Genomic DNA, 25,721 nt, shown 5'->3' on the forward strand with positions numbered 1-25,721 from the left:
TTGGTGCACGTCACTCGTCTGGGGTGACGTGCACTGCAAATTGCTCCAACTCGGCTTCTGCTGGCGCAATGCTGCGGAATTGCTCTTTCACACCGGCGTCGGTGAGTTCCCGAGCCACAGTCAGAAGCGTGTTGGCCTCATGTTCGGCGCAGAGATCCGTCATATGGGCAATCTCCTCGGCCGCCACCGGACGCGCAGCCTCCAACGAAGGCGCGCCGTAGACTTCCACAAAATGCTGAGCGAGCGCGTCGGTGAGGGCTTCGACCTCTGCCGCCTCGATGGTGGTCACGGCCACAAAGGTCACGCGACCAAAGGTCTCCACACCCAGCCAGCCATTGGCAAACGCCTGCCGTGCTTTGCCGGTCAGGTCGGCCTCGGACCAGTTGGAAAATTCAAACCCGCCGCTGATCGCCCACTCGCCGGTGCGGGCAGGGTTGAAGTAGACCCGCTGGTCGCTTTCATCAAAATGGATCGCACGTGCCAAAAGCATCAGCTGTCTCCTTCCAATAGGCGGCTGAGCGGCAGCAGGCGGGTGTCTTCGCCGCTGCGCAGGAGCGCGCCAAAGTGTTCGTCTGTGCCGACAAAAGTGCCAGCTTCTTGCGTCTCGCCAAGGGACCATTCGACCTCTTCGCCGAGGTTGTGCGCGAGGCCCCGCCATTCAGTGTTGAGTGGCTTGAGACCTTCCTCTTCCATCCGGTTGACCCAAACCAACGTGTGTCGCACCCATGCGCCGAGTAGCTCATCGGGGCGCACATCCACACAGCCTTCTTCATAGAGCGCCGTTTGATTTGGCGTGTCGCCGGGAGTGTCCGCGTTGGCTGGGATCAACGGCAGTTCCAAACCGACCACCAGCCAATCTGGCACAGCGTTGGCGTCTTGCGTGGCGGCGGCGACACGCATCCGGCCGCAGCGGGCGCCATTGACCAGGATACCGCCGGGCCAATCCAGATGCACGGCCACCTCTGGCGGAGCCAAGGCGCCAAGCGCGTTCTGAAACCCAATGGCGCAGCTGATCAGCACCGGTAAAGCCTCGGTCAAGGGGACCTCGGGTGCAAAGACAATGGCGGCGCGCAGCTGATCTGCGGCAAGGTTGTGAACCACAAGCCCCGCATCGCAGCCCATGATCGCTTGAGTCTTGGCCTTGGCAAAAGGGTCCGCGCTGCCGGTCAGCGCGAGCCCTTCAAAAAGCGGTGGGAATTGCGGGGCCTCACTCATGCGTTGCCGTCCTCGATCAGACGGCGAGCCAACGTACGGAAGGACTGCGCCTGTGAGCTGTCCGGTTTGGAAACCACAATTGGCGCCCCGCCGTCAGCGGCAACACGGATGTCCAGCGCCAGCGGAATTTCTGCCAAGAGCGGCACACCCAGTTTTTCCGCTTCCGCAGCCACACCGCCGTGGCCAAAGATGTGCTCTTCATTGCCGCATTTGGAGCAGATATGGGTGCTCATGTTCTCAACCATGCCCACGATCGGCGTGCCAAGTTTCTCAAACATGTTGATGCCTTTGCGGGCATCCAAAAGCGCAATGTCCTGCGGCGTGGAGACCACCAATGCGCCCGTCAATTCAGCCTTCTGCGCCAGAGTCATCTGCACGTCGCCGGTGCCAGGAGGCAGGTCAACGATCAGCACATCCAGCGCGCCCCACTGGACCTGGTTCATCATCTGTTGCAACGCGCCCATCAACATGGGGCCACGCCAGACAACCGCTTCTTCTTCGCGGGTCATCAGGCCAATCGACATCATGGTCACGCCGTGGTTGCGCATTGGCAGGATGGTTTTGCCATCGGGGCTCGACGGACGACCAGAAACACCCAGCATGCGGGGTTGGGACGGGCCATAAACATCCGCGTCGAGCAAGCCAACGCGGCGGCCTTCGGCGGCCAGCGCAGCAGCAAGGTTGGCCGAAACAGTCGATTTGCCCACGCCCCCTTTGCCGGAGGCCACAGCAAGAATGCGGTCGATGCCGGGGATCTTTTGTGGGCCTTGGGGCTCCGCTGGGCGGGAGCCTTTGAGGTCGGGCGGCGGCTTGGAAGCGGCATGCGCGGTCATCACGATGGACACGCTGTCCACGCCATCCAGCGCGCTTAATTTGTCCTCGATTTCAACCTTCATCGGCTGCATCGCCTGAGCGCGGGCCGGGTCAATTTCCAACACGAAACGGACTTCGCCACCGTCGACGTTCAGGGCGCGGACCATGCCGGACGCCACCAGATCGGATCCGGACGCGGGATCGGTGAAGACTTTGAGGACGTTTAAAATATCGTCGCGGTTAGCCATTTATGTGCGCCCTTTGATTTGACCGGTGACAACATGCTCCATGTCCAGACCGTCAACGGTCAACACGACTTTGGCGGTGAACTCTTTGCCGTCGGTTGCCTCGGCTCCGGCAGAGCGCATGGCGTCCTCAATGGCTTGCTGGCTGGTGACGCCAACCTGCTTGAGAAATTTGCGCATGCTCATGTTAAAATCGTCGCTCATAGGTGGATATCCTTCTGCCTAGGGCATTCTACTTGGGTCCATGTTGACGCAAGCCGCGGCGGAGGCCTAGGTTTGTGTCATGGATTTTTTTCGGTTTTTGATAGGTGTTGTTGTCGCGTCGGTAACTTGCGTGGCCGACGGGTCCGCGCGTGCGCAGGGCAAAACCACAAGCTTGTTGGTTGCGCCGGAGGTGCAAGAGACCGGCGTCGTGAAATTTATGCTGCCCCGGTTCACTTTGAAACATGGAGTGCGTGTCACGGTGGTCACCGAGGGAGACGCGGCAGGCAGCCTGATCAAAGATGGTGAGGCGGCGGTGTTTTCGCGTGCCGGAGACAACTATGGCCTGACGGTGCATAGGGTGGACGATCCGCATATGGCCACTTTGGCGGCTTGGCTGACCGGCGATGTGGGGCAACGTACAGTGTTGAGTTTCAAGCGTGACGGGCAAGCGGTGTTTGAGGTGCCGATTGTCGTGGTTGAGGCTGCGGTTGAGGCGGAATTGGACGGCGATGCCGCACGTGGTGCGGAACTGGCGCTGAGTGCCTGTGGTCGCTGCCATGTTGTGGGCGACGTCAATCGGATGAACGGCATTGGCTCCACGCCAAGCTTTGCGGTGCTGCGCAGTTTGGATGGTTGGATGGAACGGTTCTGGGCGTTTTACGCGCTGAACCCACATCCGTCGTTCACCATCATTCCCGATGTTACCGAACCGTTTGACGAGACCCGCCCGTCCCCGATCAGCCCCGTCACGGTGACGCTGGAGGAGCTCGAGAACATCGTGGCCTATACCGCGACCATGGCCCCGGCCAATTTGGGAGCGCCGGTTGTGCATCAGTGATCCCGGCGCTTGCTGAAGTAGTCCTCAGAGGTACGCACCTGTGGGCGCTCATTGCCGGAAAACGGATTGTTCTCCTGATGGAACTGCGCGTTTACGCGGCAATCGTCACACATACGGATCATGCGGGCGGCGTCTGAGGTGGCAAACATTGCGTGTTTGCCTTCGAGCTTCTCAACAATACGCTCGATGGTGGATTTCACCCCAAACGGCGTGCCACATTCGATGCAGTCAAACGGCTCTTCTTCGTGCACCACTTGCTGAGACAGCGCGGTGTCGGCGGTGTTCATCTGTGGCACCAAAGAAATGGCGTTTTCCGGGCAGACATGGGCGCAGAGGCCACACTGTAAACAGGCGTCTTCCTGAAAGCGCAGTTGCGGCTTGTCTGGATTGTCCCCCAAGGCGCCCGCCGGACAAAGCGAGGCACAGGATAGGCAGAGCGTGCAGGCGTCTTTGTCGACCAGCACGGCACCGTAGGGAGCGTTTTCCGGCAAAGGCAGAGGTGTGTCGAGGTCCCCATGCAACGCTTTGACGGCAAGCCGGGTGACTTGCCGGCGGTTGCCAAGTGGCAGGATCGGTGCGGTGGGTTCAAGCCCGCTAGAGGCTCCGTAGAGTGCATCACACAGGGCACTTGGCTCCTCGGGGTCAAGGATGCGCAGCGCGTTGGTGTCGCCACAGAGTGCCTGTGCCAACAGGAGTTCGCTGTCCAGAGCACCCCGGTCTGTGGTTGGGGCAGCAAGCACGTCGACACCGATAAAACCGCTGGAGAGGGCCGCGAGCATTTCCGCATGGCCAAAGCCGCTGATGTGTTCCAGATCAAGCGGGATTACCTTGGCAGGCAAGCCGCGATCGTGGCGGGCCGCCAGCGCAATCAACTCCGCGCCAAAGTTGCGGTCATGCACCAGCAGGCGGGGCGCCGCACCGCCAGCGTTGCGATAAGCTTCGGATAAGCCATTGATGCGGGCAAAAAGTGCGCTGACCGGCGGATCATCATAGGTGATGGCGCCAGATGGGCAGAGCGCGGCACAGGAGCCGCAGCCGGCGCAGATGTTGGGGTCAATGTCGATGTGGTCGCCATCAGGACGGATGGCTGAGGTTGGGCAGACATCCAGACATTTGGTGCATCCGGTCTGTGAAGCGCGGGAATGGGCACAGATGCTGGTTTCCAACGCCAAATAAAGCGGCTTTTCAAAGGTGCCAACCAGATGGGAGGCCTCCAAGATGGCGGCATGAGTGGCGGGCAGGCTCTTGGGGTCTGCCAGAAGGTAGCCTTCGCGTTTCTCAGGGGCTGGGAACAGTGGGGTTTCGCCGCGCAGGTCGAGCAGGATGTCGCAAGTGGTTTTCGCACCGTTGCGCGGCTCGCCAAAGGTTGCTGCGCCGCGCCCGGTGGAGTCCACTTGTTGCAGCGCGTCAATCTCAATCAAGAAGTTGCCAAGGGCTCCGGAGGCTTTTTTCAGCTGTCCGGCAACCACGTCAAAGTCGCGGTCTTCTGGCGCGTCGCTTCCAGGGGCCAAAAGCACGGTGACGCTCAGAAAGTCTTTCAACTGGCGTGCGGCGGCGAGAGCAACCTCTTCCGGCCCAACAATCAGGCAGAGGCCGTCGGAGGTGATGTCGAAAGTTTTGGTGGCCGGAGTGGTCCGCAAACCGTCTGCCAAAAGAGCGGTAGATTTGGGTCCTGCTTCAGCACCTTCATCTGACCAAGCCGCGCGATCACGCAGATCGACAAAGGTCGGTTCGGGCAGGGACAATTCGTCCGCCAGCTCGGCGAAAAAACTCTGTTCCTGGGTGCAGGCAACACAGGTTGTCGCGGGGTCTTCGGCGGACTGCAAAAGCTGTGCAGCGGTTTGCATCTCTGCCGCGCCAAGGGGGGTGTTCACTTTGGAGCATTGCACCGTGCCAACAGAGTCGAAGCCTTCTGTATTCAATGGCATACTTTTCGAACAGTTACACAAAATCAATGTCTTAGACATGATTTCCTCCCAGAAAATACCCCCAAGAGGAGGCGTAGATTTGCGTCAGAAATGCATGTTTCTGCTTCTGCGTAAAGCCCTCGGTCTCTGCCGAATCACTGGAATTTGACCCAGCGTAAAACCAAGTGATTCTATTGGTTTTTGGGGGATGTGGACAATCTGTCCATGTGTGACGCCGGGGCAAGTTTGGGTGGTCCAAAATGTCTAGTTTTTCGCGCAAAATACCGTGGTTTTGCGTTTTCCTTTGGCAAGGCCCAGGAAAGTGCCGAAGTTAAGGATGCCTGCGAAAAAAATTTCTGACGAATGCGTGGGCACGGGAGGAATACGAATTCATGCGCCAAGCGCCGGTATCATTGCCGTTGGGCATCGTGATCCGCAGAACGCCCTCGGCCAACCGATGGGCGAAATTTGCGTGGCAGGCTGTTGGCGTGCTCCCTGGAGCCGCCCAGGCTGATTGGCGTGTTATGCGCGAAGAAGAGGGGGCGGTAGAATTCCATGCTGCCACCGTGCCGCTTGAATTGTGGCACACCGACACCGAAGCCTATTTGACCACCCTGACGGCCCGTGTGCCGTCGATTGGCGTGGTGATGCGCGAAGCGGAAGATGGTGATGCGGAGCGGCCTTATGAGGTGCTGCTGGCAACGGCCTCTGCCTATGAATTCCAGGATTATGCTGACAGCGGTGAAGAGCTGCTGGAGTTGGTGCCGATGCCGGAGGGGCTTGTTGCCTTCCTGCGCGACTTTGTCGAAGAGCATCATGAAGAAGAGACTTTTGTAAAACGTCGCCGCGATAAGAAGCGGATTGATCTGGTCGAAGATGGACGTGGTGATGCGCGTATTTCCCAGATCTCTGATGTGTACCGCGCGCCGCGCACCGGGAGGCCAAATTGAGCCGCGGTGGGGATTTCTGGGCGCGCCGAAAGGCGGGCGTTGCGGCGGAAGCAGAAGCCGAAGTTGTGGCTGTTGAGAAGGCAGAGCTGGCGCAGGCCCATGCTGAGCTTGAGGAGAAGTCGGACGCAGAGATTTTGGCGGAGCTGGATTTGCCTGATCCGGATGCGCTTGAAAAGGGCGATGACTTTTCGGTGTTTTTGGAGAAAGCCGTACCAGAGCGCATTCGTCGGCGGGCGTTGCGGAAACTTTGGTTGAGCAATCCGGTGTTGGCCAACATCGACGAGCTTGTGGATTATGGTGAAGATTTCACCGACAGCGCCATGGCCGTTGAGGCGATACAGACCACCTACCAGGTGGGCAAAGGCATGCTGGAACACGTGAAAGAGATGGCGCGGCAGGAAGAAGAGGCGCAAGCCTTGGCCGAAGGTCGCGTCTCGCTGGAAGAGTTTGAGGTGCAAACTGAGGCGGCATTGGTTGAGAGCTCTGACAAGGGCGAAGAGACCGAAGCGGTAGTGGTTGCGCCAATCGACGTGGTGGCCGAAGCTGAGGCTCCTACTGAACCATTCCCTGACGCGGAGGCGCTCCCTGTGGCCCCTTTGCGTCGCCGTATGCGGTTTGAGTTTGCCGCATCAGAAACGACTGAAGAGAGGGCATAGCGATGAGCCAAGCCGTCACCGACACCCACGTTGCCGAAGAGGATCTGCTGCGCGCGGATCTTTACGATTTTCTGGCCGCCCTTTTGGCCAACCCGCCGAGCAAAGACCTGTTGCAGCATGCGGCTGCATTGGGTGGCGATGACAGCGACCTTGGGCAGGCGATCAGCACATTGGCCCGTGTGGCCAAAGCCACAAATGCCGCCGCAGTGGAAACCGAGTTCAACGCGCTGTTCATTGGCCTTGGCCGGGGTGAGCTGATGCCGTTTGCCTCCTACTATCTGACCGGTTTTTTGAACGAAAAACCGCTGGCCAGCCTGCGGGCGGATATGGCGGCGTTGCGCATCACCCGCGCGCCCAATGTGTATGAGCCGGAAGACAACATCGCCAGCTTGCTGGAGATGATGGCGGGCATGATCCGCGGTCGTTTTGGCGAGCCGGTGCCGCTGCAAAAGCAAAAAGATTTCTTCTTCACCCATATTGCCGCTTGGGCGGAGCACTTCTTCTCCGATTTGGAAGCGGCGCAAAATTCGGTGCTCTATGCGCCGGTGGGCACGGTGGGCAAAGCCTTCCTCGAAATTGAAACACAGGCGTTCCGCATGGGGGCGGAGTAAACGTCACTTGAAACCGTCGGACCCCGACCGACCCAAAATAAGGAGCTCGCCATGAGCAAGCCAGAGGAAAAAGGTGCCAGCCGGCGCGATTTTCTGAAGCTCGCAACAGCAGCAGCCCCAGCAGCCGCTGCAGTTGTAGCCATGTCGCCACAAGCGGCGGAGGCACAGCCAGCTGATCTGTCTCGCACCGAGATGCAGGACACCGCGCACACCCGCGCTTACCTCGATAGCACCCGGTTCTAATCGGACGTTATCACACCCGCCCCCGACCACTGGTTGCGTGACGCCCACCGGTCGGGATTTTGAGACTAACCGAGCCAGCCTCGACGAACGGGGCAGCAAGGGAGGAAAGAATGCTAAGGAAAAAGACCAACGGGGTTGCGCGACGCCCCCAGCGGACAAGTATCCTGTCTGTCGCAGCTGAAAAAGCTGTGGATCGCCGCACATTTTTGCGTGGATCCGGTCTCGCCATTGGTGGACTGGCAGCGATTGGTGCCACCGGTGGCACCGTTACACAGGCGCAGGCGCAAGACGCCGCCAATACTGCCGTTCAAACCATCAAATCCGTATGTACCCACTGTTCTGTGGGCTGTACCGTTGTGGCCGAAGTGCAAAGCGGTGTTTGGATCGGGCAAGAGCCTGGTTGGGACAGCCCGTTCAACCTCGGATCCCATTGTGCCAAAGGCGCATCGGTGCGGGAACACGCGCATGGTGAACGCCGCCTGAAGTACCCTATGAAAAAAGAGGGTGGTGAGTGGAAGCGCATCAGCTGGGAACAGGCGATCGACGAGATCGGCGACGGCATGAACCAGATCCGCGAAGAAAGCGGCCCTGACAGCGTTTATTGGCTGGGATCAGCCAAGCACAACAACGAACAGGCGTATCTGTTCCGCAAGTTTGCTGCCTATTGGGGCACAAACAACGTGGATCACCAGGCGCGTATCTGTCACTCCACCACAGTTGCGGGTGTTGCGAACACATGGGGCTACGGCGCCATGACCAACTCCTACAACGACATCCACAACTCCAAAGCCATCTTCATCATTGGCGGCAACCCAGCCGAAGCCCACCCGGTTTCCCTGTTGCACGTGCTGCGCGCGAAAGAGCGCAACAACGCACCGCTGATCGTGTGTGACCCACGCTTCACGCGGACGGCGGCCCACGCAGATGAATATGTACGCTTCCGTCCTGGCACCGATGTGGCGCTGGTTTGGGGCATTCTGTGGCACATCTTCGAAAACGGTTGGGAAGACAAAGAGTTCATCCGCACCCGTGTTTGGGGCATGGACCAAATCCGTGACGAAGTACGTCAGTGGAACCCAGAAGAAGTGGAACGCGTGACCGGTGCTCCTGGTGAGCAACTGCGTCGTGTGGCACGTCAACTGGTGAACAACCGTCCAGGCACCGTGATCTGGTGTATGGGTGGTACGCAGCACACCAACGGTAACAACAACACCCGCGCGTACTGCATTCTGCAGCTGGCCCTTGGTAACATGGGCACAGAGGGTGGTGGCACCAACATCTTCCGTGGTCACGACAACGTACAAGGCGCAACCGACCTTGGCGTGTTGAGCCACACCCTGCCAGGCTACTACGGCCTATCCAAAGGCGCCTGGGCGCACTGGGGACGTGTGTGGGAAGAAGATGGTGAATGGCTGAATGGTCAGTTTGCCAAAACCACTGGTGCGGACGGCAAAGAGAAGTCGCTGCAAAACCTCACCGGTATTCCGGTGTCGCGCTGGATCGATGGTGTTCTGGAAGATCCAGAGAACATGGACAACCCGGACAAAGTCCGTGCCATGGTGCTTTGGGGCCACGCGCCTAACTCTCAGACCCGTGGTCGCGAGATGAAAACCGCGATGGAAAAGCTGGACATGCTGGTTGTTGTCGACCCGTATCCAACTGTTTCTGCCGTGCTTCATGACCGCACCGACGGCGTGTACCTGTTGCCAGCTTGTACGCAGTTTGAGACCCGCGGGTCTGTGACGGCGTCCAACCGCTCGCTGCAGTGGCGTGATCAGGTTGTGGCTCCGCTGTTTGAAAGCAAGCCGGACCATGAGATCATGGGCATGTTTGCTAACAAGTTTGGCTGGGCTGATCGTTTCTTCCGCAACATCGAGATGGAAGACGAAAACACACCTAACATTGAAAGCGTCACACGCGAGTTCAACAAAGGTATGTGGACGATTGGTTACACCGGTCAATCTCCTGAGCGCATCAAGCTGCACATGGAAAACCAGCACACCTTCGACCGGACTACGCTGAAGGCTAACGGTGGACCTGCAGATGGCGACTACTACGGTATGCCTTGGCCGTGTTGGGGGACCGCTGAGATGAACCACCCGGGCACGCCAAACCTCTATGACATGTCCAAACGTGTCTCCGAGGGTGGTTTGACCTTCCGCGCCCGCTTTGGTGTGGAACGTGATGGTCAGAACCTCTTGGCGGAAGGTGTTGCAAGCCTCGATTCCGAGATTCAGGACGGCTACCCAGAGTTCACCATGCAGATGCTGATGGACCTTGGTTGGGATGGCGACCTGACGGATGACGAGCGTGCGGCAATCGACGCTGTGGCTGGTGCCAAGACCAACTGGAAAACCGACCTTTCCGGCGGTATCCAGCGGGTTGCGATCAAACACGAGTGTGCGCCGTTTGGTAACGCCAAGGCCCGCGCCGTTGTGTGGACATTCCCGGATCCGGTGCCGCTGCACCGCGAGCCGCTGTACACACCGCGTCGTGACTTGGTTGAGGACTACCCGACCTATGAGGATCGGAAGTTCTACCGTCTTCCAACCATGTATGCCTCCATCCAGAAGAACGACTTCAGCAAGGATTACCCAATCATCCTGACGTCTGGTCGACTGGTGGAATACGAAGGTGGTGGTGAAGAGACCCGCTCCAACCCATGGCTGGCTGAACTGCAGCAGGACATGTTTGTTGAGATCAACCCGCGTGATGCGAACAATCTTGGCATCCGTGACCGGTCGCAGGTTTGGGTTGAAGGCCCAGAGGGCGGCAAGGTCAAGGTTATGGCCATGCTCACCAACCGGGTTGGCGAAGGCGTTGCCTTCATGCCGTTCCACTTTGGTGGTCACTTCGAAGGGAAGGATTTGCGGGACAAATATCCAGCAGGCGCCGACCCATATGTGTTGGGTGAAAGCACCAACACGGCACAAACCTACGGCTATGACAGCGTGACTCAGATGCAAGAGACCAAGACCACTCTTTGCAAAATCTGGGCAGCTTAAGGAGAGAGAGAAATGGCACGAAGTAAGTTTCTCTGCGACGCGGAACGCTGCATTGAATGTAACGCCTGCGTCACGGCCTGTAAGAACGAGCACGAGGTGCCTTGGGGCATCAACCGGCGTCGTGTTGTAACCATCAACGACGGCAACCCGGGTGAGCGTTCGATCTCGGTGGCTTGTATGCACTGTTCTGACGCGCCTTGTATGGCCGTCTGCCCGGTGGATTGCTTCTACCAGACCGACGAAGGTGTGGTCCTGCACTCCAAAGACCTCTGCATTGGCTGTGGTTATTGCTTCTACGCGTGTCCGTTTGGCGCGCCGCAGTACCCACAGGCCGGCAACTTTGGCAGCCGTGGCAAAATGGACAAATGTACCTTCTGTGCAGGTGGCCCTGAAGAGAACCACTCCAACGCGGAGTTCTCCAAATACGGCCGTAACCGGATTGCAGAAGGCAAACTGCCGCTCTGCGCCGAGATGTGTTCCACCAAAGCGCTGCTGGCGGGTGACGGGGACGTTGTGTCCGCGATCTACCGTGAGCGTGTTGTGGCTCGCGGCTTTGGTTCCGGTGCATGGGGTTGGGGTACAGCCTACGAACAGAAAGGCGGCTAACGCCAACCTTTCAATTGTTGGCGGCGCGACATCCCGCGCCGCCAATACACTAGACACAACTGTCTCAAACGAGATGCGGTGGCTTTCCGTGCGGGAAAGGGCCGCTATTTGACTATTCAAACATCGAGGATGTGATGCGCGCGCTTCTCTGGATTGCACTAAGTTTTATGTTGGCTTTGCCTGGTTTCGCTGAAGAGGTGCCCGATCGCGCTGCGACAGGTGGTGCCCAGACGCTGGAAGACATTATGGCTCGTCAACGGGGCGAGAAGTTGGATGACAGCTTCCGTCGGGACGCGACCGGCCAAGGCAATGTCGAAGCGTTGATTGGCCAGCTTGGCACACGTGGAACAGCCTCAGATGCGGAAGTGTTCCGCGCGTTGCGATACGGCAGCGCCGATACAACCACCGCTGCAAGGGGACCAACCTCCGGCCTGCTTATTCAAGATTCCGGCATGGCATGGCTGTCTTTCCGCGAAGGACCAATGCTGACCTACGGTCTGTGGTTCCTGGGCGGCATGATGGCTGTCATCCTTGCTTTCTACCTCTATCGCGGCAAAATCCTGATCGACGGGCCCAAAACCGGCCGCATGATCATCCGTTTTGCGGCTTTTGAGCGGTTCTGCCACTGGGTTATGGGCGTAAGCTTCATCCTGCTTGGCCTGACGGGTCTCTACCTCATTGCCGGCCGCAAATTCCTAATCCCGTGGATGGGCCATGGCATCTATGCCGACATCGCTGAGGCTGGAAAATGGGTGCACAACAACATCTCCTGGGCCTTTATGATCAGCCTGGTGTTTGTGTTCCTCATTTGGGTCAAACACAACATTCCGGATCGCGGCGACATCAAATGGATGGCCAAGGCTGGTGGCCTGTTCTCCAAAGGCGTGCACCCGCCCGCCAAGAAGTTTAACGCAGGGCAAAAGATTGTGTTCTGGTCCGTGATCATTCTGGGCTTCTCGATTTCCCTGTCCGGTGTGGCATTGCTGTTCCCGTTTGAAGTCTCGGTGTTTGCCAAGACCTTCCAGATCATCAACATGACTGGCCTGCCAAATCTGATCACGGGCGCGCCTCTGCCGGAGGTACTGAGCCCCTATGAGGAAATGCAGCTGTCGCAGCTCTGGCATGGCATCGTCGCATTTATCTTCATCGGTATCATCATTGCGCATATCTATCTGGGCAGCGTTGGTATGGAAGGTGCTCTGGAAACCATGGCCACCGGCGAAGTGGATGAGCAGTGGGCGAAAGAGCACCACTCGATCTGGTATGACGAAGAGATGGCGAAGGCCAAAGACGCCGCGCCAGATCAAGCCACACCTGCGGAATGACCCATGCGGGTGTGGGCGCCACTTCTGGCACTCTTGCTGTGGCCGATTGCCACGCTGGCGGGTGAGTTTTTCACTCTGGAAGGCCACGGCGGTCCCATCAAAGGGATTGCCGTGTCGCCGGACGGTCAACGTGTTCTGACCGCCAGTTTTGACAATGCGCTTGGGCTCTGGTCCGGGCGCATTCCAACGTGGCTGGACGGCCATGAGGCGGCAGTGAACACTGTGGCTTTTGTGGACGACATGCGCGCTGTCTCCGGCGGTGATGATTTTGCTGTCCGCCTGTGGGATCTGGAGACGGGCACGTCGCAAGAGCTTGGACGACATAAAGGCAAGGTTATGTCGGTGCGGGTGTCGCCAGATCAGCAACTGGTGGCGTCTGCGAGTTGGGACGGCACGATTGGGCTTTGGTCGCTTGATGGCAATGCGCCGCGATTCATTGACGTCGGGTCCAACGTCAATGACGTGGCGTTCTCCGCTGCTGGGAACCTGCTGTTCGCAGGGGCATCTGACGGCAAGATTCGCATCTATGAAGTTGCGACTGGCAATTTGCATCAGTTGTTTCTGTCCAATGGATTTGGCGTCAACACATTGGTGCTCAATGAAACAGCGGGATGGCTGGCGTTTGGCGCGGTTGATGGCGCAACCAAAGTTGTGGATGCTAAAACTGCCGAACTTATCAAAGACGTGACGCTGGAACGCCGCCCTATTCTGGCTATGGCCCTAGACCGGCAAGGCCAACACCTCGCGGTTGGGGATGGAGAGGGCTATATCCTGCTGCTCAACACGCAAGACTGGTCGATTGCCAATGACTTTCGTGCCACACACCGCGGTCCAATTTGGGCGCTGGCGTTTTCTGCGGATGGCGAAAACATCCACGCAGGCGGGTTGGACGATTCCTTGTTCAGTTGGCCTTTGTCGGATCAGGCTGACGTCCCGCGCATGGTCGAGCAGGACCGCGCCTTTCTGAATGGCAACGACAGCGCCTCTAACGGCGAGCGCCAGTTTCAGCGCAAATGCTCGATCTGCCATACATTGACCGGAGACAGCGCCCGCCGCGCGGGGCCCTCACTCAAAGACCTGTTTGGCCGCCGCGCTGGCGCCGTGGCAGACTACAGCTATTCCGACACTTTACAGACTTCAGACATTGTCTGGTCCGCGCAAACCATTGATGCGCTTTTTGATTTGGGACCAGACGTGTATATTGCGGGTACAAAAATGCCAGTTCAGCGCATCGCCCGCGCAGAGGATCGTGCAGATCTCATCGAGTTTCTGCGGACTTACAGCGACATCAAGGACGACTGAGATGAAAACTTTTTTGCTAGCCTGTGTAACCGTCGCAGGGATTTCTGTTGTGGCCTATTACGGGCTGCACTCCCTGGGCTTTTCGACTACTGAAGCGGGCAGTGGACCTTCCGTGCGACTGGACTAAGTAAATGAACCAACTTGAGCGACCACACTCCCGGGGCAAAGACCGCGCGCCTTCGGAATTTGGCATGGGACTGTCCGCGGCCTCTGTGCTGGTGGTCGACGACGAGCCGGGTATTCGCAATTTTATTGTGAAAATCCTGGAACCTGTGGTCGCCCGCGTGGAGCAGGCGGCCAATACCGAGGTTGCCAGCCGGCTTTTGGATGCGAACCATTTTGACATTGTGATCCTGGACAATGTGATGCCAGGCACAACCGGGTTGGAGTGGCTCAGCGAACAACGCAAGTTGGGGTTCTTTGCCGACACCATCCTGATCACCGCTTTTGCCGATATGGACACCGCGATTGAGGCGATGCGGGCGGGGGCCGTGGATTTTGTTCTGAAACCCTTCCGCTCCAACCAGATTCTCAACGCGGTTGCACGTTGTGTGGATCGGGTGAACCTGCGGCGGGAAAACTACCTGCTCAAGTATGAGTTGGCCTCCGGCAACGAACAGGTACGGGCGCGTTTGCTGGGCAGTTCTCCGGAGATTGAGACAATCCGCGCCACCATGGCAAGGGCAGCGCCTTTGCCAACACCGGTTTTGCTGACAGGTGACACCGGCACTGGCAAGGAAGTGGCGGCACGGGCGATTCACCTGATGTCGCCGCGTGCAGAAAAGCCTTTTGTGCCCATCAATTGCGCCACCATTGCAGGCGACATGATTGAGCATGAGCTGTTTGGTCATATCCGTCAGGATGCCGGCGGGCGCACAGTGCGTCATGACGGTGTGTTTATGAATGCCAACGGCGGCACATTGTATCTGGACGAGATTGTGGAGCTGCCGCTTCCGGTGCAAGCGGCCCTTTTGCGGGTGATTGAACAGCGTAAAATCCGGCCCGTTGGATCGTCGCGTGAGGTGCCGCTGGATCTGCGGTTCCTGTTTGCCACCAATGCGGACATGGAAGCAGCCGTGCAGGATGGCCGATTGCGCGAAGATCTGTACCATCGGATCAATGTGCTCAACATTCAGATGCCGTCGCTGCGCACGCGCAATGGGGATTTGAAAGAGCTGGCGTTGATGTTCATTCAGCAGATTTCCAAGTCTTTGGGGGTGCCGCCTTTGACCCTGTCTGAAGGCGTTCTGCTCAATATGGCGCGCTATGACTGGCCCGGTAACGTGCGGGAATTACGCAATCTTATTGAGCGGTCCCTGATTGTGGGCGAGTGGGCCTCTGAATTTGCCGTGGGCGGATCTGACGAAGAAGTCGAGGCCGTGGACAGCCTGGCGGCGGTGGAACGTCGGCATATCCTGACCGTGTTGGATGCCTGTGATGGCAACCGTGCAGAGGCGGCACGACGCTTGGGCATTTCGCGCAAAACCATCGACCGCAAATGTGCGATGTGGAATGACTGAGACCTCAGAGTCTCAAGACCCTCTCCCTCAGGCGCCGAAAAAGCGCCGGGGTGCCTCCGTGCGGATGCGCCTCTTGGCCATCGCACTGTTGCCGACCCTTGTGGTTCTGCCGCTGTTCTTCCTTGTGACGGCGGTGAACTGGTCTTCCCGTTTCGACAACCTATTGATTGCAAAGGTGAATGGCGAGCTGACCATCGCGCAGCAATACCTCAGCCAACTGCTTGAAAACAGTGATCTGCGGATGCAAGCGCTGGCGGAGAGTTCAGCGTTTGTGGATCGGGTGGTGTCCCAAGATCGCAATGCGGTTCTGACGCTTCTGGACAACAAGAAGTCCGAGATGGGACTCGATTTTCTCTACTACATCAACGCTGACGGGGCGGTGTGGTCCTCGCCACGGTTTGTCGATGACATGGGGCTCACCAAATGGCCGGTGGTGTCGCAGGCATTGGCCGGCACAGGCTCGGCGCAGATTGATATTTTTAGTGAGTTCGATCTGGGGCAAGTGTCTGACAATCTTGCGGAAAAAGCGCGCATCAATCTGGTGCCTACCCAGGCTGCTGTGCCAACGGAACGTACCGAGGAAACCCGGGGCATGGTGGTGCATGCCGCCACACCGGTGGAAGGCAGCGGCCGCAGCGGGGCGCTGGTTGGGGGCGTGTTGCTGAACCGCAATTTGACCTTCATCGATACAATCAACGATCTGGTCTATCCGACCGCGAGTCTCACCGAAGGCAGCCAGGGCACGGCGACACTTTTCCTAGAAGACGTCAGGGTTTCCACCAATGTGCGCCTGTTTCAGGATGAGCGCGCCCTGGGCACGCGGGTGTCGGCGGCGGTCTATGAGGCTGTGCTGGAACGTGGCGAGGTGTGGCTGGACCGGGCCTTTGTGGTGAACGACTGGTACATCTCTGCCTATGAGCCGATCATTGACAGTTTCGGTGATCGTGTTGGCATGCTGTACGTGGGGTTTCTGGATCAGCCGTTTCGTGATGCGAAGTTCTCCACCATCCTGACTTTCGCCATTGCCTTTGTGGTTATCATATTGATTTCGGTGCCAATTTTCTTGCGTTGGGCGCGGCAGATTTTTGCGCCACTGGAGCGGATGCTGCGCACCATCGGGCGTGTTGAAGAGGGCGACCTGAACGCGCGCACGCGGGTTGAGGATGGCGGCGAAATTGGCCGTGTTGCTGCGCAGATGGACAACCTTCTGGAGCAAATTCAGGAGCGAGATCGGGAACTTACGCGGCGTGTAGTGGCGCGGACGCGGGACTTGGAAGAGGCCAATCGGCGGCTTGAGGCGACCTCGAAACAGTTGGTGGTGTCTGAGAAATTGGCCGCCGTGGGAGAGATCGCGGCCGGGATTGCACATGAGATCAACAATCCGGTGCAGGTGATTCAGGGCAATCTGGATGTTTTGCGGGTGCAATTGGGCGACGATGCAGACCTGGTGAAGACCGAATTGCGGCTGATTGATGAGCAGACGCATTCGATTTTCCTGATTGTGAACAAGCTTTTGCAGTTCACGCGCCCGGACGAATACGCGGAAGGCAGCGAAGAGCATCGCCCCGCTGACATCATCACCGACACGCTGCCACTGGTGCAACATTTGTTGAGCAAAGGGCATATTGCGCTGTCGTTGGAGCTTGAAAGCATTAAGGCAATCTCGATCAACCGCACGGAGCTTCAACAAATCCTGATCAACCTGATGGTCAATGCGATCCACGCGATGCCGAATGGCGGGGCGTTGACCGTGGGCGCGTTGGATGCGGATCGGGACGGAAAAAATGGTGTACTGGTCTTTGTGAAAGACACCGGTGTGGGCATGGCGCCGGAGTTGTTGACCCGGATTTTTGATCCGTTTTTCACAACAAAACAAGGCGAAGGCACCGGTTTGGGCTTGTCGATTACTCGCAAGCTGGTGGAGCGCTACGACGGGGAAATTGAGGCGGACAGCGTGGTTGGCCAAGGCACTGAATTCCGGGTGTGGTTCCCGGCAACATCGGCCTGAGACTCAGGGCGAAAGCCTCAAAAACCGGTCCAAAATTGCAACGTCGGTATTGTGTCGGTATCGCGACTGTATTGCGGAGGTGGCGGTTTTGCGGGCAAAAACCGTTAACGCAGGGGCGTGAAGGCCAGATTTTTTAACATGAACTCAGACGTAGACATATCAGACAGCGCAAGTAAGCCGGGTGTGTTCGCTGCTTTGCGGCAGCGGGCAGAGGTGGCGCGGTTTCTGTTGGACGCTGGGCTGGGCCTGCGGGATCCAATTGTCTTCCTCACGCTGATCTCTGGTGTGAGCCGCGCGGGTATGATCTTTGCCATCAACGAAACCGCGCGCAGTCATGCCGAGGGGCTGGGATGGTCGGTCTGGCTTCTGCTGTTTTGTGCGGCGGGCATGGTTGTCTCGGCCTACCTGCAAAAGGTGCGGGCCTTCACATTGATCACCCGCATCGAAGCGCAGATGCGCCTTCGCTTGTCCGAGCTTCTACTACGGGCCAACATCGATTTCCTGATCTCCGGACGGCACGGAAAAGTCTATGGCGCGATGACGGCGGAAGTGAACCAGTTGGCGCAGGCGGTGATCCATCTGGTGGAGGCGATTGGCGCGGCGATTGTGCTGCTGTTCGCCATTCCCTACCTGTTTTTTGTGAGCTGGATTGCCGGTGTCGCTGCGGTGGCGGCCATTGCACTTGGCGGGATTGGCTTTGCGCTGATGGATGGGCCGGCGCGAGTTTGGGCTTTGAAGGCGTCCGACAGTTTTGCCGCCTATTGTGACCGTGTGAGTGACATGTTGGGCGGCTGGAAAGAGCTGCGGCTTAGAGCCAGCCGGCGTGAGGCGCTGGAGGCGGAAACCAAAGATGTGATTGCAGCGCAAGTGGCGCACAAGATGCGCTCTGAGCGGTTGTTTGCAGCCAGCACCGGTGGCGGGCAGGTCGCTGTGGCGCTTTTGATGTGCTTTGTCGTGATTGTGCTGCCGCAGTTGCAGGGCGGCGATGCGATTGTGATGTTTCAGGTGCTGACCATCATCTTCCTCGTGAACGGACCCACGGAGTTGGTGTTCAACACGCTGCCAGTATTGAGCCGCGCGGAGAACAGTTTTTATAAGATCAAAAGTGTTGAGGCGGAGTTGAGCGAGGCGCAAAGTTTGGCGCTGACCGCAGAGCCGAAGTTGCTGGAGAGCTTTGAAGTAGTCGCTCTGCGGGGTGTTGAGGCCAATGTTGGCGAGGCACGCGATGGCGTGGTGCCGTTTCATCTGGGGCCTATTGATCTGACCTTCCACCCTGGAGAAACGGTGTTCATTTGCGGGGGCAACGGGTCGGGCAAAACCACGCTCTTGTCGTTGATCACCGGGATGCGGCACCCGGAAGCGGGGGAGATCCGGCTCAATGGCGCGGCGCTGACGGACAGCACAACCGCCAGCTATCGCGAACTGTTTTCGGCGGTGTTTGCGCAGTATCACCTGTTTGATCATGCCTATGGGCTGACCGAGTCTGAGCTTGTGGAATTAGAAGCGCGGATTGCGCAGCTGGGGCTGGAGCAGCGGGTGCAGCTTTTGGGCGACAAATTCTCCAACACCGCCCTGTCGGCCGGGCAAAGCCGCCGTTTGGCGCTGGCCGTGGCGTTGGCAGAGCAGCGGCCGATCATTGTGCTGGATGAGTTTGCCGCCGATCAGGATCCGGCCAATCGGGCGTTTTTTTATGACGTGTTGATGCCGGAATTGTCAGCATCCGGGCGGCTTGTCTTGGCGGTGACACATGATGATCACCAATTTGGGAAATGTGATCGCTTGATCAAAATGGACGCGGGGCGCATCGTGTCAGATGAGCGTATGCCGCGCCGCAAAGAGGTTTAAATTTATGACTTTATCACAATTGGCGCCAAGCCGGTCCACGGGTCTGGCGATGTTGGTGGCGCTGATCACCACAAGCTTTGTGACCGTGGTGGTGAATATCCAGATGTATTCGGCGCGCTGGAAATTTGCGGGGTTTTACCCGGAGAAGGCGGCGGAGCGCCCATCCACGATCAGTGAGTCGATTGCCGACCCGCGCATTGGCGAGCCGTTTGCCAACTGGCATTTGCTATGTGCGCCGCTGTTGTTTGTCGGGGTGGCTTGTTTGATTTTGTCGACATGGCGGGAGGCGCGGGCCAGCGGCCAAGCAACGCTGAAGATCACAACGGTGACTTGGATTTTGGTACTGTTGCAAGCCATGGCCTCGGTTGGCTTGGTGATCCTAAGTCAGTACCGGTTTCCGGATTTCCGAGATCAGCATATGGCGGGCAGCTATCTGTTTTTCTTCTCGCAAGCCTTTGTGGTGGTTGCGGGGGAAATCCTGTCGCGGGCCTATGCGGGTTTGGGCGCGGAAGGTCAGGTGGCTGGGCGTATCTGGTCGCCGCGGTTTGCGGGCTGGCGGCGGCGGTTTGTCTGGGTGCCGATTTTGCTTGGCGTGACGTATCTGTGCCTGTTCCTGGGCAAGGGATACGCACCGGAGGCGCTGCGCTATGAGGTCTATTGGGCCTATGTCAGCACCGAGCTTTTCCTGCTGAGCTCGTTCCTGTTTTACATGATGAGCTACGCACCGGATATGTGGCGTGTGTGGAAGCTCAGCCGTGTGGGTTACTCGCCGTTGGAGGCGTCCTGAGCGCGCAGCATCTGTGTGGCGCGGCGGGCGCGTTGTAGCGCGGTGACATGGGCGAGGATGGCAAACCCGGTGAGGCCCCAGAGGATGGCGGTGTCGCCGAGCACGCCTGCGAGCAGCAGCATGGCGCAGAGGTAGATCACGCGCTCCATCCGCTCAAAGAAGTCGGGCCAATCGGTGTTGGACACGGGCATTTCGATGGCGGTTCGGGCCTTGGCGTAGGAGGTGATGACCGAGCCGGAGAAACAGGCCAGCGCGAGGGGCCAGGCGTCGTGCATATGCGCCAGCGTGGCGAGCACGGCGAGTTCCTGGTAGCGGTCCACCATGGCGTCAAAATAGCCGCCGGCTTTGGTGGACATGTTGCGGCGGCGGGCGACCGCCCCGTCCAGCGCGTCAAACACAAAGGCCACGATCAGGGTTGCGCCATAAAGCGCGGGAGATTGGTGCCAAAGGTAGGCCAGCGACACGAGGATAATCAGCACCAGACCAATGAAGGTGACCTGATTGGGTGTCAGGCGGGCTTTGACCAGAGGGGTAGCCATGGCCTCCCACAGCGGGTCGATGGTGGATTTCATCAGGCCATCAATCATGGCGGTGTCCTTCAGGTGTAGCTGCGGATCGCGAGGCGGCGGATCTTGGCGAGTTGTTCGGCGCGGGCGGCGAGTTGGGCCGTGCGTGTTGGGTTGGGTGTGTAGCTGGCGGAGGTGCGGGTTTTGAGCTTGGCGGCGGCGTCGCACACGCTGTCGGCCCAGCCCATAAGTGGCGCAGCCAGCGTGGCGGTGCCGAGCATCCCGGCGTGGCGCGCAGAGCAGACGCGGATGTCGCGGTTGAGCGCATCGGCCAGCGTTTGGGCAAAGACCGGATCAGACGCCACGCCGCCGACAATGGAGAGAGGACCGGAGGTTTGAGCGCCTTTCTCGCGGGCGACTTTGGACATGGCCCAGCGGAGGTTGAGCGCAACGCCCTCTATGGCGGCACGACGCAGGGCATTTTTGTCGTGGTGCAGGCTGAGGCCATGGAACGTGCCGCGCAGGGCGGAGTTGTCCACCGGCACCCGTTCGCCCGCGAGCCATGGCAGGAAGAACGGGTCATCGTGCTGCGGGGTGCCGATGTCGGCAAAGCGGCTGTCTTTGGCGCCGTTGCCGGTCAGTTGGCAGACCCAATCAAGCGCAGAGCCGGCGTTTTCCTGACTGGCGATCAGCAGCGGGCGGTGGTTCAGGCCGGAGGTGATGGTGGCGTAGGAATGGGCCACCGACAGGCGGCGGTTGGGGAAGAATCCGGCGATCCAGGCGGAGGTGGCGACGGAGATGTGCAGCGCGCCGTCGGCAACTTCGCCAGAGCCCAAAGCGGACGCCATGACATCCGAGGTGCCGCCGAGGACTTTGACAGTGGCGTCCAAACCCAGCTCTGCGGCGGCTTGGGGCGTGAGGGTGCCTACGATGGTGTCGGCCTGGGTGATGGGCGCTAGTTTGGCGCGCTCGATACCGGTGAGGGCGCAGAGCGTGTCGGACCAGCCTTCGCGGCCTTCGCGGCTGTCCATCACCCAGCTGAGATTGGCGCTTTCGGGGCTGGTGGTCATCTCGCCGGTGGCGCGGTGTACCAGCCAGTCTTTCACATCCACCATCCAGCGGGTCTTGGCGTAGATCTCCGGTTCCTGCTGCATCACCCAGAGCATCTTGGCCGTTGGATCCATGCCGTTTTTGGCGGGCGCGCCATTGGCCAGACGCAGCCATTTCAAAAGGCGCGGGAGGTTGTAGCCATGCACCTCCGGAAAGCCGCCGGTGAGCTTTTGGCCCAGAGGGGCTGCGCGTTTGTCGAGCCACGTTAGGCAAGGGCGCAAGGGGGTGCCATTGGCGTCAGCGCAGATCACGCCACAGAGCTGAGACGAAAACACCAGCGCGGCGGTGCGTTTGGACAAGTCTGGCACCTCCTGGCGCAGAGTGGCCAGCGCGTGGGCCAGTGCGCCCCACCAATCCTCGGGGGATTGTTCGGCAATGCCGCCGGTTTTCAGAACAAGAGGATAGCTTTCGGTCACGCGGGCCAGAACGGTGAGGCTGCTGTCCACCACGCCGACCTTCACGCCGGAGGTGCCAAAATCGGCTGATATGACCAAATCGCCTTGTGTCACGCGGCGCACCTCAAATTACAGTCGTCATAAAATAGCGCCTTTCACAGGCAAAAGTCCTGAAACCGGTGTGACATGAGGCTGGCAAGTTTGGCAAGGGTCGGAAGGCTTTAGGTGGGAGCGGCCAAGGCCTGTGCGTATAATTTCACGTATTCGGGGCCAACGGTGGCGACGTCAAAGTCCATGGCGTGTTTGGTGGCCCATTTGGTCAATTGAGCGCGTTTGGCGGGGTCACTGGCCAGATTGATGAGCGTCTGCGCCAATGCGGCGGCGTCTCCGGGCGGCACCAACAGGTTCGAACCTGCGCCCGTCATCACGGTGGCAAAGCCGTCGTTGGCGGCGGCAACCGGCAGGGTACCCGCCGCCATGGCTTCGATCAGCACAAGGCCAAAGCTCTCGCCATGTAGGGCGGGGGCGGCAAAGACATCAGCAGAGGCAATGAGGGCGCGCGCCTCGGCATCACTAGGCGGCGGTTGGAAAGTCACACGGGACAGATTGGCGGCTTGGGTGCGCAGGGCCGGTTCTTCTTCGCCTGTGCCTGCGATGGTCAATTCGGCGTTGGGGACGGCTGCGGCGACAGCGTGCCACGCGTCGAGCAGAACAGACACACCTTTGCGGGCTTCCAAGCGGCCCATGTAGGCCACGCGTAAGGTTTTGGATGGGATTGCAGCCTCACCTGCGGCGCGCCACGCGGACAGGTCAATGGTCGGCGGCAAGATCGCCGGAACGGGGTTGGCTCCGGCAGCCTCCCATTGGCGATAGGGTGCCATCGAGGGCACGACCACGCGGCTGATCCGGCGGTTGAAGTAATGACCCACGCGGCGCAGAGCAGCTGACATTGGGTCAAAGCCCGCGCCTTCCGGCAGGGTGGCGTGGAAAGTGGCGATGCTAGGCAATTTGAGCGCGCGCCACATCTGCCACGGCAAAAGCGGGGTCCAGGGTGTGTGCATGTGGATGACTTCCGCGCCCCATTCACGCAGCTCTGAAACGGCGGCTTTAATCTCTCCTCGCGTGGCGCGGCTGACCTCAAAGCTGGTGCCGTGGATCGACCACGGGCGAGCAGTTCCAATCGTCATCAGGCCTTCTTCCCTGTGCGCGGAGTTACCCGGCGGGGCGACGATGCGCACCTCATGGCCTTGGGTGCGGCACCAAGCGGCGAGGTCGCGGATGTTGCTCTGCACCCCGCCGGGGCGATCCATGGCGTAGGGGGTTAGCTGCACAATCTTCATGGCAGGCTCCGTGTGCTGCGGCGTGGGCGCGGTAGAAAACCAGCTTGATACAGTTGCAGGAGAGCGGCGAGGCAAAGCGCAAAGAGTGCGGGCAGTGTTGCGGTCATCATGGGGGACAAGACGCCATGGATGCCAAGCGCCCAGAAGACTTTCACAGACACCACGGCGAGGTAGCCCACCGTGGCAAGTGCCAGCAGTTTGAACGGCGACAAACGGCGGCCTTGGGTGCCGAGGCTGGCAAGGCTCACGCCCAAGAAGACAAAGATGCCGGGCAGAAAGATCGCAACCCGGCGCACGGCGAGAGCGGTGGCGGCGTCTGTGGCCGTGGGAGTGGCCTCAGACCTGTCGGTGGCGGCAATGATGCGGGCGACGTCATTGGGCAGGTAGTAGCCATCAATGCCATACCAGCGCAGCTTTTCGGCGGAGATATTCAGCGCGAGGTCGAGTTTGGGTTCTATCTCGGGTGACTTTTTGGTGGTGTTCCAGATGGTCACTTCTTTGAGGGTCCAGACATTTAACAAGCCGCGCGGGGTGGCGGTGTCTGCGTGTAGAATGTGGGTGAGCGCTGGCTGATCGATGCCGCCAAACAGCATCAGGTTGCTGAGATGGGCTTCGGGACCGCGGGTGACAGTGGCGCGCAGGGCGCGGGTGTCGGTGAGCATCCACTGCGTGCCCACATCGGTGTTGTGATAGCGATTGCCATAATCGCCGAGATTGGCCGCGACTTGGGCTTCCACCGCAGCGGGGCGCAGCCAGTTTTCACCGGCCATTTGCACGGTGCCCAACAGCAGGCCAGAGATCAGCAGGGCGGTCAGGCGCAGGCTGGGGCTGGCACCGGCGGCGGCCAGCACCACATCATCGAGCCGTTGATGGCGCAACAAGGTCACAACAAAGCCGCCCGCAACGCAGGCCATTGTCAGCAGGCGAGTCACGATGTCGGCGCTGCGGTATGTGAGGTAGGGAAAGAGCACTTGCCAAAGGGGGGTGTCCGTGGCCTCGGCGCGAGCGCGCACGGTGTCGAGCCATTTGGCCAGATCGATGGTTAGGGCCACGACCAGCAGGATAAACATCATGAAGCCAATGGCGGCGAGATCACCGCGCACCATGGCGCGCACCGCAATACCTGTGTGCTGCCGCCAGCTCATGTGCGGCCTCGTTGCGGGGTCATCAGCGCCTCGCCGCGCCAGAGCAGGTAGGCAAGGGGCGGGCCGAGGTAGAAGGTGAGTGCAAGCAGCAGGAGGGCTGGTGTCGAGACGATGGCGGACCACTCCGCCAGCAGCGCCCGGCTGGCTACGTCAGCGGACATCATCAGAAGCGCGGCCAAGGGCAGGGCGGCATGACGCCAAGGACCCGCGCCTCCGATCAGCAAGGCGGCCAGTGCCAGCAGCCCCGCCATCGGCACCATCAGCGCGCGGGTCATAAGGCGGGTGAGCTGGGCGGGTTCGTTGGCGTTCAAATCCAGCAGTTGTTCAGCGGCGGTGCGGGTGGTGTCGGGCGCGGGTAGGGCGTCTGCCATTTGGAAGGCAAAGCTGGCTTGGGCTGTTTTGAACCGGTTGAGCGGTTTGGGTTGCTCATTTGGATAGGGCGCTTCGAGCACGGAGAGCGAGTGCAGTGTGATCGTGTGGGTGTCGGCCGGGGCCGGGTCGGTAACCTGCCAGTCCTGCGACTGCGCGACCCGCCAGTTGCCGTTTTGGTTTGGCTGAAACACAAACAGCTGGCCGCGAGATTGGGCCGCGTCCTGTGGTGGCGTGGCGATGAAAGTGGTGTCGCGGATGGTTTGCAGGGTGGTGTGGTCGCTGTTGGTGTTGATGCGCGACAGCACTTGGTCTTTTTGCAGCTCTGCCAGGGCAAGACGTTCGCCAAATTTGGCCATCGGCAGCACAAGCCCGGCGTTGAAGAAGCTGAGCAGCCCGCCGAAGGTGCCGAGCAACAGCACAAAGGCAATCACGCGGCCCCAATGGATGCCAGCGGTGGCGAGGATCACCAGTTCGCCGCGAGTGCGGGCGTCTTGGGTGGCAAAATAGGTGGCGATCAGCAGGCTGATGGCGAGGGCGAGGTCGAGGATTTCGGGGGTTTTGAAGCTGAGCAGATGCAGCACGTCGCGGGCGGTGCCGTCGTAGCGCAGGGCGTGCTCCATCAGGGTGGTGAAGCTTTCGGCGAGGAATATGGCCTCGATCACCAGAAGCAGCAGCAACAGGCGCAAGATCAACGGCTTGCCCAACACGCGCACAATCGGCAGCCGGGGCATCGGCAGCGCAAATTTGCGTGTGTGGGGGCGGTGTTGGCTCAT

The 25,721-nt window shown here is 59.5% G+C and carries 24 protein-coding genes; 14 read left to right on the plus strand and 10 right to left on the minus strand.

Features of this window, described 5'->3' with window-relative positions:
• Nucleotides 1-10: 10 nt before the first annotated feature.
• From Q0955_RS08095 to Q0955_RS08110, 4 genes are read right to left on the minus strand one after another with little or no spacing between them, the layout of a single operon-like run.
• Entirely contained in the window at nt 11-490 is a 480-nt protein-coding gene (locus Q0955_RS08095; protein WP_299422818.1) for a DUF6505 family protein, read from the minus strand.
• Nucleotides 490-1,215 (minus strand): biotin/lipoate--protein ligase family protein, encoded by a 726-nt coding sequence (locus Q0955_RS08100; protein WP_299422820.1) that lies wholly within the window; start codon nt 1,213-1,215, stop codon nt 490-492. Before Q0955_RS08100 ends, Q0955_RS08095 begins: the two co-directional genes overlap by 1 nt.
• Complete coding sequence (gene apbC / locus Q0955_RS08105) at nt 1,212-2,276, minus strand: iron-sulfur cluster carrier protein ApbC (RefSeq protein WP_299422823.1); 1,065 nt, start codon at nt 2,274-2,276, stop codon at nt 1,212-1,214. Before apbC ends, Q0955_RS08100 begins: the two co-directional genes overlap by 4 nt.
• Nucleotides 2,277-2,477 carry a DUF6494 family protein gene (locus Q0955_RS08110; RefSeq protein WP_299422825.1) on the minus strand — a complete coding sequence of 67 codons (201 nt, stop codon included), beginning with the start codon at nt 2,475-2,477 and terminating at the stop codon, nt 2,277-2,279. It abuts the gene before it with no gap.
• A gap of 79 nt (nt 2,478-2,556) precedes the next feature.
• On the opposite strand from Q0955_RS08110, the gene Q0955_RS08115 reads away from it, so the two are divergent.
• Nucleotides 2,557-3,315 (plus strand): hypothetical protein, encoded by a 759-nt coding sequence (locus tag Q0955_RS08115; RefSeq protein WP_299422828.1) that lies wholly within the window; start codon nt 2,557-2,559, stop codon nt 3,313-3,315.
• Here Q0955_RS08115 and Q0955_RS08120 read toward each other — a convergent pair.
• Nucleotides 3,309-5,282, minus strand: coding sequence for a 4Fe-4S binding protein (locus Q0955_RS08120; protein WP_299422831.1), 1,974 nt, complete (start codon nt 5,280-5,282; stop codon nt 3,309-3,311). The genes Q0955_RS08115 and Q0955_RS08120 overlap by 7 nt on opposite strands.
• Nucleotides 5,283-5,614: 332 nt before the next feature.
• Between Q0955_RS08120 and Q0955_RS08125 the strand changes: the two genes are divergently transcribed.
• The 13 genes from Q0955_RS08125 (at nt 5,615) to Q0955_RS08185 (ending at nt 20,080) form a co-directional block, all read left to right on the plus strand.
• Complete coding sequence (locus Q0955_RS08125; RefSeq protein WP_299422834.1) at nt 5,615-6,172, plus strand: DUF3305 domain-containing protein; 558 nt, start codon at nt 5,615-5,617, stop codon at nt 6,170-6,172.
• Entirely contained in the window at nt 6,169-6,828 is a 660-nt protein-coding gene (locus Q0955_RS08130) for a DUF3306 domain-containing protein (RefSeq protein ID WP_299422837.1), read from the plus strand. Before Q0955_RS08125 ends, Q0955_RS08130 begins: the two co-directional genes overlap by 4 nt.
• 2 nt (nt 6,829-6,830) lie before the next feature.
• A complete protein-coding gene (locus tag Q0955_RS08135; RefSeq protein ID WP_299422840.1) occupies nt 6,831-7,439 on the plus strand; it encodes a molecular chaperone TorD family protein in 609 nt (202 codons plus the stop codon).
• A 51-nt stretch (nt 7,440-7,490) separates the two neighbouring features.
• The gene (locus tag Q0955_RS08140) at nt 7,491-7,682 is read left to right on the plus strand and encodes a ubiquinol-cytochrome c reductase iron-sulfur subunit N-terminal domain-containing protein (protein ID WP_299422843.1); all 192 of its coding nucleotides are present in this window, start codon (nt 7,491-7,493) and stop codon (nt 7,680-7,682) included.
• A 110-nt stretch (nt 7,683-7,792) separates the two neighbouring features.
• Nucleotides 7,793-10,687, plus strand: a complete 2,895-nt coding sequence (locus Q0955_RS08145; RefSeq protein WP_299422845.1) for a formate dehydrogenase subunit alpha — start codon at nt 7,793-7,795, stop codon at nt 10,685-10,687.
• 12 nt (nt 10,688-10,699) lie between these two features.
• The gene (gene fdh3B / locus Q0955_RS08150; protein ID WP_299422848.1) at nt 10,700-11,293 is read left to right on the plus strand and encodes a formate dehydrogenase FDH3 subunit beta; all 594 of its coding nucleotides are present in this window, start codon (nt 10,700-10,702) and stop codon (nt 11,291-11,293) included.
• 167 nt (nt 11,294-11,460) lie between these two features.
• Nucleotides 11,461-12,618, plus strand: coding sequence for a formate dehydrogenase subunit gamma (locus tag Q0955_RS08155; protein ID WP_299422851.1), 1,158 nt, complete (start codon nt 11,461-11,463; stop codon nt 12,616-12,618).
• 3 nt (nt 12,619-12,621) lie between these two features.
• The gene (locus tag Q0955_RS08160; RefSeq protein WP_299422853.1) at nt 12,622-13,920 is read left to right on the plus strand and encodes a c-type cytochrome; all 1,299 of its coding nucleotides are present in this window, start codon (nt 12,622-12,624) and stop codon (nt 13,918-13,920) included.
• Between the two features lies 1 nt (nt 13,921).
• A complete protein-coding gene (locus Q0955_RS08165) occupies nt 13,922-14,047 on the plus strand; it encodes a hypothetical protein (protein ID WP_299422855.1) in 126 nt (41 codons plus the stop codon).
• Between the two features lie 4 nt (nt 14,048-14,051).
• Nucleotides 14,052-15,440, plus strand: a complete 1,389-nt coding sequence (locus tag Q0955_RS08170) for a sigma-54 dependent transcriptional regulator (RefSeq protein ID WP_299422857.1) — start codon at nt 14,052-14,054, stop codon at nt 15,438-15,440.
• Nucleotides 15,441-15,504: 64 nt separating this feature from the next.
• On the plus strand, nt 15,505-17,448 hold the full coding sequence (locus Q0955_RS08175; protein WP_299423218.1) for a HAMP domain-containing sensor histidine kinase: 1,944 nt from the start codon (nt 15,505-15,507) through the stop codon (nt 17,446-17,448).
• Nucleotides 17,449-17,586: 138 nt separating this feature from the next.
• Nucleotides 17,587-19,293, plus strand: a complete 1,707-nt coding sequence (locus Q0955_RS08180) for a cyclic peptide export ABC transporter (protein WP_299422859.1) — start codon at nt 17,587-17,589, stop codon at nt 19,291-19,293.
• A gap of 4 nt (nt 19,294-19,297) precedes the next feature.
• Nucleotides 19,298-20,080: a hypothetical protein gene (locus Q0955_RS08185; RefSeq protein ID WP_299422862.1), complete on the plus strand. Its 783-nt coding sequence runs from the start codon at nt 19,298-19,300 to the stop codon at nt 20,078-20,080.
• Here Q0955_RS08185 and Q0955_RS08190 read toward each other — a convergent pair.
• From Q0955_RS08190 to Q0955_RS08210, 5 genes are all read right to left on the minus strand, one after another.
• On the minus strand, nt 20,056-20,667 hold the full coding sequence (locus Q0955_RS08190) for a CDP-alcohol phosphatidyltransferase family protein (RefSeq protein ID WP_299422864.1): 612 nt from the start codon (nt 20,665-20,667) through the stop codon (nt 20,056-20,058). The genes Q0955_RS08185 and Q0955_RS08190 overlap by 25 nt on opposite strands.
• An 11-nt stretch (nt 20,668-20,678) precedes the next feature.
• Nucleotides 20,679-22,205 (minus strand): FGGY family carbohydrate kinase, encoded by a 1,527-nt coding sequence (locus Q0955_RS08195; protein WP_299422867.1) that lies wholly within the window; start codon nt 22,203-22,205, stop codon nt 20,679-20,681.
• A 107-nt stretch (nt 22,206-22,312) separates the two neighbouring features.
• On the minus strand, nt 22,313-23,431 hold the full coding sequence (locus Q0955_RS08200; protein WP_299422870.1) for a glycosyltransferase family 4 protein: 1,119 nt from the start codon (nt 23,429-23,431) through the stop codon (nt 22,313-22,315).
• Nucleotides 23,428-24,576, minus strand: coding sequence for an LptF/LptG family permease (locus tag Q0955_RS08205; protein ID WP_299422872.1), 1,149 nt, complete (start codon nt 24,574-24,576; stop codon nt 23,428-23,430). The genes Q0955_RS08200 and Q0955_RS08205 overlap by 4 nt, the downstream gene beginning before the upstream one ends.
• The gene (locus Q0955_RS08210; protein WP_299422875.1) at nt 24,573-25,721 is read right to left on the minus strand and encodes an LptF/LptG family permease; all 1,149 of its coding nucleotides are present in this window, start codon (nt 25,719-25,721) and stop codon (nt 24,573-24,575) included. The genes Q0955_RS08205 and Q0955_RS08210 overlap by 4 nt, the downstream gene beginning before the upstream one ends.

The organism is uncultured Shimia sp. (assembly GCF_947493595.1).
In the GTDB taxonomy this organism is placed as follows: domain Bacteria; phylum Pseudomonadota; class Alphaproteobacteria; order Rhodobacterales; family Rhodobacteraceae; genus Shimia.